Source organism: Paracoccaceae bacterium Fryx2 (assembly GCA_032334235.1).
Lineage (GTDB): Bacteria > Pseudomonadota > Alphaproteobacteria > Rhodobacterales > Rhodobacteraceae > JAVSGI01.
Window position 1 is genome coordinate 3,239,259 of record JAVSGI010000005.1, and the last position, 13,641, is coordinate 3,252,899.

The 13,641-nt window shown below is 61.3% G+C and carries 11 protein-coding genes; 1 reads left to right on the forward strand and 10 read right to left on the reverse strand.

Annotated elements, in window-relative coordinates:
- Nucleotide 1 precedes the first annotated feature (1 nt).
- The 10 genes from RNZ50_24890 to RNZ50_24935 form a co-directional block, all read right to left on the reverse strand.
- Nucleotides 2-211: a hypothetical protein gene (locus tag RNZ50_24890; protein ID MDT8858204.1), complete on the reverse strand. Its 210-nt coding sequence runs from the start codon at nt 209-211 to the stop codon at nt 2-4.
- 1 nt (nt 212) lies between these two features.
- The gene (locus tag RNZ50_24895; protein ID MDT8858205.1) at nt 213-2,015 is read right to left on the reverse strand and encodes a Mu-like prophage major head subunit gpT family protein; all 1,803 of its coding nucleotides are present in this window, start codon (nt 2,013-2,015) and stop codon (nt 213-215) included.
- Nucleotides 2,008-3,417: a phage portal protein gene (locus tag RNZ50_24900; GenBank protein ID MDT8858206.1), complete on the reverse strand. Its 1,410-nt coding sequence runs from the start codon at nt 3,415-3,417 to the stop codon at nt 2,008-2,010. The genes RNZ50_24895 and RNZ50_24900 overlap by 8 nt, the downstream gene beginning before the upstream one ends.
- Before the next feature lie 85 nt (nt 3,418-3,502).
- Nucleotides 3,503-5,080 (reverse strand): Eco57I restriction-modification methylase domain-containing protein, encoded by a 1,578-nt coding sequence (locus RNZ50_24905; GenBank protein ID MDT8858207.1) that lies wholly within the window; start codon nt 5,078-5,080, stop codon nt 3,503-3,505.
- Nucleotides 5,077-6,036: a XamI family restriction endonuclease gene (locus tag RNZ50_24910; GenBank protein ID MDT8858208.1), complete on the reverse strand. Its 960-nt coding sequence runs from the start codon at nt 6,034-6,036 to the stop codon at nt 5,077-5,079. Before RNZ50_24910 ends, RNZ50_24905 begins: the two co-directional genes overlap by 4 nt.
- Before the next feature lie 236 nt (nt 6,037-6,272).
- Nucleotides 6,273-8,009: a phage terminase large subunit family protein gene (locus tag RNZ50_24915; GenBank protein MDT8858209.1), complete on the reverse strand. Its 1,737-nt coding sequence runs from the start codon at nt 8,007-8,009 to the stop codon at nt 6,273-6,275.
- A gap of 49 nt (nt 8,010-8,058) precedes the next feature.
- Complete coding sequence (locus RNZ50_24920) at nt 8,059-8,514, reverse strand: hypothetical protein (protein ID MDT8858210.1); 456 nt, start codon at nt 8,512-8,514, stop codon at nt 8,059-8,061.
- Between the two features lie 475 nt (nt 8,515-8,989).
- On the reverse strand, nt 8,990-11,203 hold the full coding sequence (locus RNZ50_24925; protein ID MDT8858211.1) for a VapE family protein: 2,214 nt from the start codon (nt 11,201-11,203) through the stop codon (nt 8,990-8,992).
- The gene (locus RNZ50_24930; GenBank protein ID MDT8858212.1) at nt 11,200-11,445 is read right to left on the reverse strand and encodes a hypothetical protein; all 246 of its coding nucleotides are present in this window, start codon (nt 11,443-11,445) and stop codon (nt 11,200-11,202) included. Before RNZ50_24930 ends, RNZ50_24925 begins: the two co-directional genes overlap by 4 nt.
- A gap of 25 nt (nt 11,446-11,470) precedes the next feature.
- Nucleotides 11,471-11,926, reverse strand: coding sequence for a hypothetical protein (locus RNZ50_24935; GenBank protein MDT8858213.1), 456 nt, complete (start codon nt 11,924-11,926; stop codon nt 11,471-11,473).
- 131 nt (nt 11,927-12,057) lie between these two features.
- Here RNZ50_24935 and RNZ50_24940 point away from each other — a divergent pair, with 131 nt between their 5' ends.
- Entirely contained in the window at nt 12,058-13,161 is a 1,104-nt protein-coding gene (locus RNZ50_24940) for a site-specific integrase (protein MDT8858214.1), read from the forward strand.
- Nucleotides 13,162-13,641: the final 480 nt, after the last annotated feature.

Sequence of the window (13,641 nt, forward strand, 5' to 3'; positions counted from 1 at the left end):
GTCAGAGCCCTTTCGATGATTGGATGCGGACCACGGTGATGCGCGCCGTGGTGCTGGTGATCTGTCGGTTGAGGTCGCCCAGCGCGGCTGCCATCTCGGCGTCGCTGGCATATGTCACCCGCTTGCCGTCGTATTCGACGACGCGGATGCCCTGATAACGCGCGGCCATCAGGGCGTCGCGCCAGGCGGTGAGTTGGGCTAGGTCAGCCACGTCACACCCCGGCGTTCTGGAACCAGCCACGGTGGTCGATGAAGCCTGCGCCGAAGTCCAGGATCACCCGGATTTCTACGCCGTCAACGTCCCAGCCGGAGCGGCTTTCCACCTGCGGGCCTTCGTTGCCCGAGAGGTAGGCAAACTCCAAACCGTCGATCTCACCGGGATCTGCGGTGACATACCAGCGGGTGGCGCTGGAGAGGCGCGGTTCCACCACCAGCGACATTGCGCCCGAGAAGGGGTTCACGTCGGCGGCTGTGGCGGGTGCGATGGTTGCCAGCCACTTCTCGGCCACGGTTTCCAGAGCGGGCGGGACCAGAAGGTTCTTCGGCGTCACCCGGATGATACGGCCATCGATGCCCTTCTGGGTGCGCAGCGCCAGCCGGGCGGCGGACAGGGTGGCATCGGAGATCACCGCGCCGCTCGCTGTCTTGTTGCCGTGATCGACATGGAACAGTGCCTTGGTGTCCGACAGCGTCGGGCCGTTGCCGCTGTTCGCCTCCAGCAGGGTGACGAGGATCCGGGCCTCGGTCTCGGCGGCCCCCTGGCCCATGCGGCGCGCGAGGTCCGAGAAGGCTCCGAGGTCATCGTTCACCAGCACTTGCCGGGTAATGCCGATCTTCTTGGCCCAGGTCTCGATTTTGTAGGCCTCTCGCGCCTCGGCCATGGTCCCGGCCTTGATCTCGCCGTGCTCGTTCAGCTTTTCCAAGAGCGGAGCCTCGCCCAGCATGATCTTGTTCACCGAGCGGAAATCCCGGGCCGAGGTTTGGCGGCCAAGACGGCGGATTCCGGAGGGGGCGGCTTGGTAGGCATCGCGCAGCACCCGGCCCACGGCGTTGCCGAGGATGATTGGGAAGTCGGACGTCGTGTGCAGGGCGCGGGTGACCAAGCTGGCGGGCGACAAGGCCATGGTGGACTCGCCGCGCAGGGTCAGCAGTTCCTTGGCCATATCGACCGGCGTGGCATAAGCGTAGCGGCGCGCTGGTTCGGATAGCTCGTGGCGTGGATTGATCCGTGCGTAAAGCGCCTCGCCCATCTGGCGGGCGCGCAGGGCCGGGTCGTCTTGGCTCTCGCCCATCTCGACGCGCACCTGTTCGGCGCGGATCGTGGGCGCACTGCGCCTGGCCAGCGCCTCGAATGCGGCACGGCGGGCGGTATCAGCATCAGCGGCGGCGTCGATCTGGCCGTCGACCCAAGACTGGTCCAGTCCGGCGATACGGGCGATGGAGCGGATTTCCGTGTTGATCGTGGCGCGATTCTGCGCCTCGGGCGGAGTGGTGGTGATGGTCGTGTCGGGCATATTGGTCTCCATGCGGATGCGGGCACCCGGGTCAGCCGGGGTGGGGACAAGAGAAATCTCGTGGGGCGTCCACCGCACGGCGGTCAGCACCCGCACGCCGTTCTCGGTCGTCTCGGCCCATTCCTCGACCGAATAGCCGACCGAGACATGCCGCAGGATGCCCGACAGAACGTCCTGCCAGAGCGGTTCCACCTCTTGTCGGGCCGAGAACCGGATCAGCGCTGTGCCGCGCTGGCCATCGACGGCGGCGGATTGCACGCTGCCCAGCACATCACGCACGGCGGATTGACGGTGGGCATCCAGCACGCTGGCCCCTTGCAGGCGCGACAGGTCCACCGCTTCGGGCGCAAGGCTGAGGCGTTCGATGTATTGGCCCGCCATGTCGCGGCGACGTACAGGTGCCCCGGTGGACCAGATCACCTCGACGGTGCGGGCATCAGGGTTGGCGCTGGTCGGGGCCAGGTCGGCGCGACGGGTCAGCAGGACGATGGTATCATTCACTGGGGAGGTCCTCCTTGGCAACAGGTGGTGCACTGAAGCTCAGGCCCAGTGCATCGGTGCGTGCCTTGTCGGCGGCAATCTCGGCATCGACCTGTTCGGCGTCGTAGCCCCGTTCGGAAATTGCCTGCCTGCGGCTCTTGAGGCCTGCGTTGATCGCGAGGATCTCGGCTTCCACATCCTTCTTGGGATCGACATAATCGAACTTGGGCGGTAGCCATTCGCAGGCGAGATACGCCGCAGGGTCGCGGTCGAAATCGCGGGCGGGTAGATCGCCAGACAATACCGCCAGCCGCACGAAGCGTTCCCAGACCGGGCGGCAGAACAGATGAACGACGACGTTGTGCTGCAACTGCTCCACCCGGCGGCGAAACTCGATCAGCCCAGCGCGGATGGAAGAATAGGTCACGCCCTCCAGATCGCCCGACACCAGTTCGTAGGGCAGGCCCATCCCGGCTGCGACTGCACGTAGGTGGTTCTTGACGAAGGGGCCGTAGGCGTCACTCTCGGTCGGATTGGAAAAGCGGATGTCGGTGCCAGGGGGCAGAGGGATCAGGCTGCCGGGTTCCATGCCGACCGTCAGCGCGCCGTTGTTGTTGGTGCCGGTCAGCCCGCCCGCCGTGCCATCCGGGTCGGTGATGAAGCCGGTGAACAGCGCCGCCACCTTGGCCTTCACCAGTGCGGCATCCTCGAACTGGTCCAACTCATGCAGGCGCAACAGCACCGGGGCCAGCCAGGTGATCCCACGCAACTGTCCAGCAGACAAGGGCTTGAACAGGTGCAGGCAATCGGTGGCGGGGATGCGCAGCGGTTCCAGCCGCAGGGAGGTCAGTGGATCGTCTGGCCGGTCCCGCATCACCCAATAGGCGGTGCGCTGCCCAGTGCCGTTGAATTCGATCCCCGCCCGGATGCGCGCGCCACCACCGATGTCGCGGTGCAGGTCGAGCGGCACTTGGTCCCGGTCCAGCAGGTCAATGTGCAGTGGAACAGACGTGGCATCGGCAACGACCCGCAACCGAGCAAAACTCTCGCCGCCCTCAACCATCGCTCGCACCGCCATGGCCTGCAGCCCGTAGAAGTCGGCCAGCCCGCCCGGATCGGCATGATCGGTCCAGCGCAGCCAGAGCACCTGCAGCCGTTCGCGCACGGCCCGGTCGGGATGGGTGGATTGCGGCTTGATCCCCGCACCGACGACATTGCCTACCAAGCTGTCGACCGCCGCCGACACCCATGGATTGTTCCTTGCATACCACCCGGCCCGACGCGCCGCCGTTGACGCCCCCGACAGGATTGCCGTGTTCAGCCCATCGACAGTGCGCTGACCCTCCCAACGCCGCCCACCACCCGCAGCGTCAAACGCACGGGTGCCGGGGCGGCCGAACAGGCGGTGGAACAGATGGCGCATGCGGGGAGATTCGCATGACGGGGTTATAGAAAGCTATTGGGAATCTTTGGGAATGGCTTATGAGGGAGGCTAGGTCCGCGAATGTTCAGGCTACCTGTCGATTGAACGAATTCTCATGATTTGGTGAGGCAACCTTCAAGCCGAGCAAACTCATCAGGTCTTGTGCTGGGAACCCTCGCAGTTCCATGGGCTCCAGTTTGTGAAGTCCCCCACCATAGACGCGACCGTGCCCGAGAAGTTCTTCTGAATTGATAGAATTCAAAAAATCCCAGGCAATTCGTATGATATCCGGCCTCTTTACAACTTCCGCAAGCAATATGGGCTTGGGGTAAAGCATCAAGAAAACATTGCAGGCTGTCGCATTAGAATGGTTCAAGATAAAGCGGAATGGCTTTTTACCTGGCCGCCCCCTGCCCATGTAGGTGCAAATAATCGGTGCCGCGGGCCGACGCTCCTGCGAATACCATGACTTCCGTGATCGGCAAAGATACCCTTCGGCTGCGGGCTTTTCGCCCTTTTTGCCAGAATCCAAATAGGCCTTAAGGTCAGGATAGAGCCGAGAAATATCGTCTTCCGGAAGATCGGTATCGAGAAGAAAGAGTTGCTTCTCAAGCAATGGCAAGCCGTCTTCATCGGCCAAAATCTCGTTCTGTGGGATATGGCGCGATCCTGGCAGGACCGGACGGAAGCACTCCATCGGCAGTCCATTTGCTTTGATCTGCGCGCGATCCATGATGAAGAAGCTGTTGTCGCCGGTCGCCAGACCGCGCTTTATGTCGAATAGGTCACCGAGGGTAATTCCAGCCTTCGGTGTGGCTTCGCTCGCCTGTGGGTAGCGTGTCCATTTTTTTTCGTCGGCAAGTTCTGCGGCGGGAACATCACGCGTAATTGCGGGCGCCGAGAGTGTGCCGCCAAAGGAAAAAGTGACATCGTGATCTTTAGGTGGCGGAGTGTTCTTGATCCAGACCACGGCTGAGGAAACGAGTGCATCCTCAAACTGTACGTCTTGAGGGTCGTATCGGTGGATTTGCAGAAGCGTGACCTTCTCAAGCAGATAACGTTTAATCATCCGGCCATAATTCACGCCCATGAACTCGCTCGGTATCAGCCACCCAGCGATGCCGTCCTCGGCCATCCAGGCGTGCGACAACCCCATGAAATAGCAGTAAAGGCCGGACAGGCCGTTGATTTTCACGCCGCAAGCGCTTTCGGTCTCGCGCTGCAGTTCAGCTTTTTGTGCAGCATCCAAATGGTGATGGCGAACATAAGGTGGATTACAGATAAGCAGGTTTGCCCCCGGCGAGTCCGGTTTGGCCAGAGTAAAGTCTTCGAGACGGATATCGAGACGTGCATCTCTCCATATGTCGCGGGCTGGGTTTCCATAGTGCCGATCAATTTCATACCCTGTGGCGCTCTTGATTCGATCTTGAGGTGTGATCCTACGCAGGGCGGAATAGAAAGAGCCGGTGCCGAAGCCTGGATCTAGGAACCGGATCTGCTGGTTATCCGGCAGTAACCGGATCCCATGAGCCAGAATTTCTTGTGCGAGTGCTGTTGGCGTCGCAAACTGGCCCATGCGGTTGCGCTCTTCAGCAGATTTCTCGCTGTCCAACTGGGCCTGTACCAAGAGGCGTTTAGCTTCAATGTCTTGGTCAGAGATCATAGATCGAACTCCTCCAAATCGTCGATGCGGTGCTCCCACACCCAATCGATGCCCTCGGCGGCTTCATAGCCGAGATACCCGCCATCGAAGTATCCGCACAGGAACAGAATGAATTGAATGTCCTGTCCGTAGGTGTGGCGCAGTTGGTTAACTTTCTGGGCTTCTTCCTTTCGACGCTTGTTAGTGTTGGTAAAATCGCCTGCCGATTTCGCCTCGACTAAAAGCGGAAAATCCCCGTCTTTGGCAGTTTGGCGCATGATAACGGCATCTACCGGCATGTTGATCGTGTTGTTGCCGTTGTCTCCGCCAACGGGCACATTCATGCGGAATGAGTAAGTGCCGGGGGGCATGTTGCGGAAGTTGCCGTTAAAGCCATCTGGAAGCGTCTTGTATCCTCGTGCCTCAAGCCAATGTGCGATGTATGCAAGTTGCCGCCGCTCTTGAGCATTCCGGATGATCGGGTTGGCAACGCTGCCACAGAGCCTGTCCGCAACGATGGTTGCAGCTCGGTGTATTTCAACTTCCGTGGCGGGTTCATCGCGTTTGATCCAGACAAAAATATCAGGGTCTGCCATCTTCTCGATAATGTCGCCGATCATGGAAAGCTCAGTATCGAGTAAAGCGCGATCCATCCTAGCCGGAAGTTTGTCCTGTTCTAAGCTTTTCACAAGATTGGTCGATACACCGGCAAGCCCGATGAGTCGATCAACAGCCAAAGGCGGGCAAGTTGACATGCGGAGGGTTGGCAGAACGCCCGGCCACTTCTTGAGTATGTCGGGCCGCACATCCGTCAGATTCGCGGTATTCGCTAGGGCAGATTCAACGTTTTTCGTCGCCTCAATGCGGGTATCCCGGAAAGCTTTGGGCGCAAACTCCATGAACCATTTGTTATACATATCGACTGACCGCGCGATGTCAGCCTTCCAATTCAGCGGTTTGTCTAGGTTGACGGCCATTAGGTTTTTTGGTTCATTTTGTAAAGTTCCCACATTTCTTCAAAGAGCTTGCGCAATGATATGCCCCTTCGGGCGGCCTCTTCTTTTACTTCGACCGCAAGGGTAGGGTGCATAGAAAACCCAATGATCTTGCGAGGTGTTGAACTCTGTTCTGGCATAGCTGCCTCCCGTGTTCGTGACATTGTCGACATGTCGAATGCCAATGTCAATGTGAGCACAACATGTGGTGGCTAGTCTTATCGCGTCAGCCATTTGGATTTGATCGTCACTCCCGTTGCGGTCATTGTCGAGCTTGGCTGATTCTGCATACCCTCCGCCTCCTCGTTCAATCGCATCCCCATGCTGATCAACCCATGCAGTGCGGCGTGGGCGTAGACGAAGGTGTCCAGCGCCTCATTGCGTTCGCCGTCGCGCTTTGGCTGCCAGGAGCGGATCGGGCGGCCCTTCTCGAAGCGGGTGACGACGCGTTCGGCAGTCAACTGGCGGAAATAGTCGGCGTCGAGTCGGCGGGGGAAGTGGATCGCGCCGGGGCCGGGTTCGGTCAGCTTCAGGCGGGCGTAGACGGAGTCCTTCACGGAATCGACGCCGACGATGAACAGGGGGATTTTGCCTTTGTTCGTCCGCGTCGGGCGGCGTGGCCAGACGGGAATGCCAGGGCCACCACGGCCCTTGATCGCCCAGATGCGCCGGGCAAGGCGGGTGCGACAGAACTCGTAGGCCATCTTGGTGTGATGGCCGCCGGTGTCCACGGCGACGGCGCGCACGGGCAATTCGCCATAGGTGCCGTTTAGCACGCTATCCAGATCAGACCAGAGGCGCGGGCCGGAAGGATCGCCCCAGAGGACGCGGTAATCGATCACCCATGCCTCCTCATCGCGGCCCCAGCCGACAACCTGCACCTCGAGCCGGTCGCCCTGCACATCCACGCCAGCCGTCAGCACGGCCACGCCGGGGGCGAGGTCTTGGCCCCAATCCTCCCGCCGAGCCATAAGCGGATCGGCGGGAACGGTATCGCCCGCCTGGTCCTCCCACGACTCGCCCAGCTTGGTGTTGACCCAGACCTGCAGGCGGGCCGGGTCCTTGGCGACGCGCGCATGATCCATTGCAATTTCGGCCCATGTTTCCCACGGCGAATACAGCGACGACAGGTGGAACCCTGCCGTGCGGCCATCGCCCAGCGATGTCGGACGCCATTCGCCAGCGACCAGAAGCCGAGGTTTTTCGTGTTCGTGATGCACGCCTCCACAGGCATCGCAGATCATATAGGCGGCGTCGCGTTGCCCCTCGGGCCATCGGATGCGCGCCCAAGTGATCGGAGCCATGTCGCCGCAATGCTGGCAGGGGACGTGGAAATAGCGACGGTCGCTGTCCTCGAACGCAGCCTCTATCCGGGAATGGCCCTTCAGGGTGGGTGTGGACACCATGTAAATCTTGCGCCGCCCCCGGAAGGTGGTGGTGCGCTGGATCGCTAGATCGACCGGGTCGCCTTCGCCATCGGCATCGCCGGGATAGCCGTCCACCTCATCGAGGAACAGATAGCGCACCGGCGTCGAGCGCAGGCCGACAGCTGAATTGGCGCCGGTCATCACCAGCTGGCCGCCGGGGAAGGATTTGCGGAACAGGCTGTTCCCGGCATCGCGCGACCGGGGCGCAGAGACCAGATCGCGCAGAGCAGGCGTGGCTTCAATCAGAGGGTCGATCCGCACGGTCGTATTTCGGCGCACCATGTCGAGCGACGGCATGACCAGCATGGCGATGCCAGGGGCGTTCTGGATGATGTAGCCCAGCCAGTTCAGCCCGGCTTCTGACCCACCGGTCTGCGCGCCCTTCATCAGCACGACCCGTTCATACGGGCTGGAGGTGGACAGAGCGTCCATCACCGCCCGCAGATAGGGCGTGCGGTCGGTGCGCCAGCGCCCCGGTTCTGCTGACGTGGGTGGCAGGATGCGGTTGCGGTCGGCCCAGTCCGACACGGGGATGGGTGGCTCGGGGCGGATGCCGCGCCGCCAGGCGAGGTCGATCTCAGGAACCATCGCCGAAACTCCCCAAGGGCATGTCGGCCAGATATTCCAGATGCTCGCGCATCATCCGGTCGAGTGCTGCAAAGGTTGCGCGCGGATCGGCTCCGACCTCAGCGGCCAGCAGAGGAGCGGTGCGCTGTACCCATGCCATGTGCGCGTCGCGTTCGGCCCGGGCGCGGGCAAACACCGTGCGGGTGGCGGCAGCGGTTTCGATCAATTGACCCTGCTCTCGTTCAAAGGCCAACTTGGCGCGCTGCACCTTTACGATTTCATGCAGGCGTTTGGCTTCGGCCAGCGTGATGCCGCTGCGAGCAGGAGCGACAGTCCCACCTTTGTTGCGGCGGGAGGGATCAAGATTGTCCTCGATCCATGCCAAGCCCAGCGCCACGTCGATCTGACCATCAGCGCGCACCGGCAGACCCTCGGCCAGCAGTTGCGAAATGCGGCCCTTGGTCAAACCGACGCGTGTGGCGAAGGCGGTCTTGCTCTCTGAGGTGTTTAGTTTAGTCAATTCTGCCCCCTGACGCTGGAGGGGTCATGCGCTGTGCTCCCCCGCATACAAATCGGCCCAAAAGGAACCACCGCTTTCCCGACCCTTGCCAAACTGTCTGGCTTGACGTGCCCGTGCATCGTGGCGTCGCCGCGCGAACGCAACCGTGGGTCCGGGTTGCGCCGGTGTGGGTCCGGGTTGGGTCCGGGTTTGTGTGCGCTGCAACCCGTTGAAATTGTTGAGTGGGTCCGGGTGGTCCGGGTGGGTCCGGGTCTAATCGCTACCTTTTCATAGCGCGCGCGTTTTCCCCATTCTGAAAAGGTTTCTGGAAAAGACCCGGACCACCCGGACCCACCCGGACCCAGCATTGATTTTGTTGGGTTATTTGAGATGTGCAGACCCGGACCCAACCCGGACCCAAAGCTGACAGACCCGGACCCGCTCATGCCACCTGCTCTTTGTCGAGGCTGTCACGCCGATACCGACGTTCGCGCTGGGCGTCATTGCCGTGGCCACCAATGCGAGCGCGGAACTGCCGAAAGCCCATGCTGGTCAGGGTGCGTACGACCCGGTTCTGGTCTGCCTGCGTCCAGCGCCCCCTTTCCATGCCCAGCGCTTTTTCAAGGACCTCTGCCACGGACACGCCATCCTGCTGTGCTGTGGCGATTTCGAGATAGCGGCGGATGGGATCGTCCCAGGCATCGCCCTGATAGCGGTCTGCCTGCTGCTCGGCGGCCAAGGCTTCGAGGTTTTGATCATCCAGCCACCAAGGGTCGCCCGCCCGAAACCGCACACAGGCCTCTGCCCACAACTGGTTGCGGTCTCGCTCCACAGCAGCGATGTCGATGGCACCGCAGGCAACAGGCCAGAACCGGCGGCCGCCGGTGGCGTCTTTCAGATATCCGCCCTCGGGATTAACGCTGCCCGCGAACACACACTGGCGTGGCAACTCCACCAACCGCTTCCCATAGGGAGGGCGAAAGCGATCAGTGGTTCGGCTGATGAAGGCCTTGATGGTTCCGACCTCGGCGCGCGTCATCGTGTCAAGTTCGGCGATTTCAATGATCCAGACGCTTCTTGTCTCCATTGCAGCATCCTTGCTGCTGAGGTCGGACAAACGGTCGGCGAACCATGGGTGGCCCATGATTTGCAGGGCGGATGACTTCTTGATGCCTTGAGGGCCTTCAAGGATCAGGGCGCAGTCTACCTTCGCGCCGGGGCGGTAGATGCGCGCCACAGCTGAAATCAACCAGCGTGGGCCGACCACACGGGCGTATGCGCTGTCCGCCGCCCCGAGATAGGTCGAAAGCCAACCGTCGATCCGTGCTACGCCGTCCCAACGAAGGGCGTCGAGATATTCTCTGACGGGATGGAACAGGCGGTCGTGCGCCACCGCCTCGACCGCCTGGCCTGCGATAGAAGCTGGCACCAGGATACCCTTATGCTGAAGCCAGTCCGCCACCAGCAAGTCATAGCGGTCAGACCAGTCGGTCCTTTTCCATGTGTGCTGTTTGGGGTGCCAAGGCGGCGGATTGCGTGCGACAGTGGTGGACGCGAATTCATCATGCCAGAGGACGCGCTTCCATTCCGGCGCGTTGCGCAGCGCCAGAATGGCATTTGCGAGAACGGGCCGGGGCTCGCCATCCCGGTTGACCAAGAGATCGCCGCGCCAGTCGGTGGAAATCGCGGCTGCGGGGATGGATCGCTGGATCAGGTCGCGGACGGCCTCCTCTCCACTTGCGCGCAACACATCGTTGAAATCCGAGCCTGCTGGCGGATCCGCGACCCCCACGTCATGGCCCCGTGCGCGAAGCGCGGTGATTGCACTTCGGCGCTGATGGTTGGCCTTGCTATCCAATGCGTCACCGTCGCCAGCGATCATGACAGGTTTTCCTGCGGGGACCGGCGCGCGCGCAATATTGGAAATGCCAAGGCAGGCCCATGTTTCCTGCCCTGTGGCTTGCCAGATGGACAGTGCGTTCTCGACGCCTTCGCACAGGATCAGCGGCTCGATCCCCGGCAAGCGGACGGCAGCGCGATCAGACCACCCATCCACAGCCTTGTTGGTGCGCTTCACGACATCCACTGGAGCCTTTCGGCCATCGTCGGTGAGATAAACCTGCTGAACAGCGAGCACGTCTCCGGCCTCGTCCGTGGCAAGGGCGACCAGCGCGCCATACTGGCCAGCGGCAAAACGGCGGAACCTGATACCGGCTGGTGGGCTTGCGGTGATGCTGCGGTTGCGCAGATAGGCCTCAGCGGGACTCGCCTCGATCCCCTTGGAACTCGCGACGATCTCGGCCACGGATGTCTTGCGGTCCACGGTCCTTGGTGCCAGCGTTGTTGATGGGGCAGGCCGGTGTTGAATGTCACCGAGCCAATCCCGCGCCCAGCGCCGGGCCTCTGCATCTGGCAAGCCCTTGTGGTGCTTGATCAGCTCCAGCCCATCGCCACCGATCCCCGCCTCGTGGTCATACCAACGCCCAGCGCGTGGGCCTGAAATTTCAACCGCGAGGCTGCCCTTGCTGCCGTAACGCAACTGGGATTTCGTCGTGTGTCCGAGGTTTGGGTCGCCCAGAAGCGTCTGCGCCAGATCGGCCACCCGATTGTTGACGCGCGCGGCCAGGTCGGCGACCGAGGTTGGGTTGCTGATCAAAGACCACGCTCCTGCGCCTCGATCCACTCGATCAGCTTGCTTTTGCGGGCGCAGATAACATTGCCGATCCTGAACACCGGCATCCGCACCTTGGCGTCACTGGCGTAGTAATAGACCTTGCGTCGATGGCGCACGTTGCCGAAGACAAAGATGGCGATGGCTTCCGCGCCGTGCAGGAGGTCGTCGGCAAGCGATGGGCAAGCGTCTGCTGTCGCAGGGGTGACCTGCGTTTGAATGTTCATGGCTGTCTCCGTTAAGGCTGGGGGGTCAGTCGCTGCCGAGGGCTTTTGTAATCCGTCGCTCGATGTCGTTGAGGTTAACGACCGAAAAGGAGCGAACCTCCGGATCTGTCGCAATCTCCGGCAAGCGTTGGGGCGAGATGATCTTTGATGCAGGGGCGGGAATGTCGGAGTCCATAAAGGCTGCGTCGTCTTGCGACGAAAGCCTGATCGGACCTTCGTAGATCACTAGCAGGGCGTCACCGTCGGCAACGCCGTGCAGGTTGTTGATATGCGGCGCGACCCGGGCGGGTTCGAACCCAAGACGAGCGAAATTCGCGATGACACCAAGGGCGATGGCATCCCGCATGGTGAAAATCCGGGCCTTGCCACGTTCGCAGTCGTTTTGCGGAACAAGATAGCCGCGCGAAATCCAAGCGTCGATTTGGTACCGGCCAACATTGAAGGTGTCGACCAGTTTCTGGATCGTAATTTCTTGTGCCACTTCACTATCCTTTGACAGTACGCATGATGTATGGATATATAACCTCGTGCACTGCGTCAATGCTATTAGTAATCTTTGATAATCGAGGTTCACGGCGAGTTATTGATCCCAAGTATGGGAGTGAGGGCAAGATGGCTACCATTCGCAAACGGACGCTGCCTTCGGGGCTTGTGCGCTGGCAGGTGGATTTCTCTGACCAGGCTGGCAAACGCCGGTCCAAGCTGTTCCCGCGCCGCAAGGATGCGGATATCTATCTGGTCAAGGTTCGCTCGCTCGTGGCCAACCACACCTATTTGGCCGACAGCGACAGCACGACGGTGGCCGAGGCCGCGAAAAGCTGGCTCGATCATTGCGAGGTGCGCTGCAAAACGGGGCGGCGGATGGAACGCTCGACCCTGCGCGGCTACAGCGACTATGTTCGGCTGCATCTGAACGCGCCGGTGGTCGGGATCGGGGACAAGCTGATCGCCCAACTGACCCGTCGCCACGTCAACGAACTGCGCGACCGGCTGCTGCTGAATGGCCGATCCGAACACCTGACCCGCCGCGCGATTTCGGTACTGAAGCTGGTCCTCGACCATGCCATCGACAATGGCCAGTTGTTCACCAACGCTGCGCACGGCGTCCGGGTGATCAAGTCCAGTCGGATCGAGCACAAGGCCCCAGTGCCGTCGAAGGAGGCGATCCGCGCCCTGATCGAGGCCGCCGACGAGGATTTCAAACCGCATCTGATCGTTTCGGCGCTGGGCGGGTTGCGCGCCTCCGAACTGCGGGGCCTACGCTGGCAGGACGTCGATTTCGACAGGGGCTTCATTTACATCCGCCAGCGCGCCGATGCCTACAACCAGATGGGCGAGCCAAAATCGCGGGCAGGGTTCCGAGACATCCCGGCCGGGCCGATGGTGCTGAACGCCCTGCGCCGCTGGAAACTGATGTGCCCAAAAAGCGAACTGGGTCTGGTATTCCCCGCGCCGCAGGGCGGGATCCTGCAACACACCCGAACGCAGGGCCGCTTCCGAAAGCTGCAGGAAAAGGTGGGGGTGACGATGCGCTGGCACGACCTGCGCCACTTCGCCGTGTCGCTCTGGATCGAGCAGGGCTTTTCGATCAAGGAGATCATGACCTTCGCGGGCCATTCATCGATCCAGATGACCATGGAACGCTACGGCCACCTGTTCCCATCGCCGGATCACCAGAAGGCCATGGCCGAGGTCGAGGCGAAGTTGCTGGGATAACGAGTGTTCGTCACCAAACACAGGATTTTCAATGGTGAACTGGTGTGCCCTGCTTGCATCATGCTGCGCGATGCCATGTATCGTCACCTTGGCAAAACAGCTTTTTAAGAAAAGACGGCCTGAACGGCCATCACCCGTGCGTGGAATCAATGCCGAAGGCCGCTGCGCACGGCTGTTCCGTTCGTACTGCCGCCACTAAATCCGCTTGGCGACCCGTCAAGTTTGACCAAAAGTGTCAGATGACGGCTGAGAGCCCAAACGCGACTGTCGGATTGCACCCAATGCTGCAAGTGCAGCGAGCAGGTGCCAGCCCTTTGCCGCTGGTCGTCGTCCTGCGTGTCCTTTCACGTATAATAGTCACAAAGGTCGGGAACCGGATTCTCGCGATTTAAGAGTGTCTCGAAGAGGCGGGCTATTTCCACGCGATCCGGCTGGCTTTGCGGTCCAATCTACCTACCTTCGAGCGCTCCAGCGACAGCA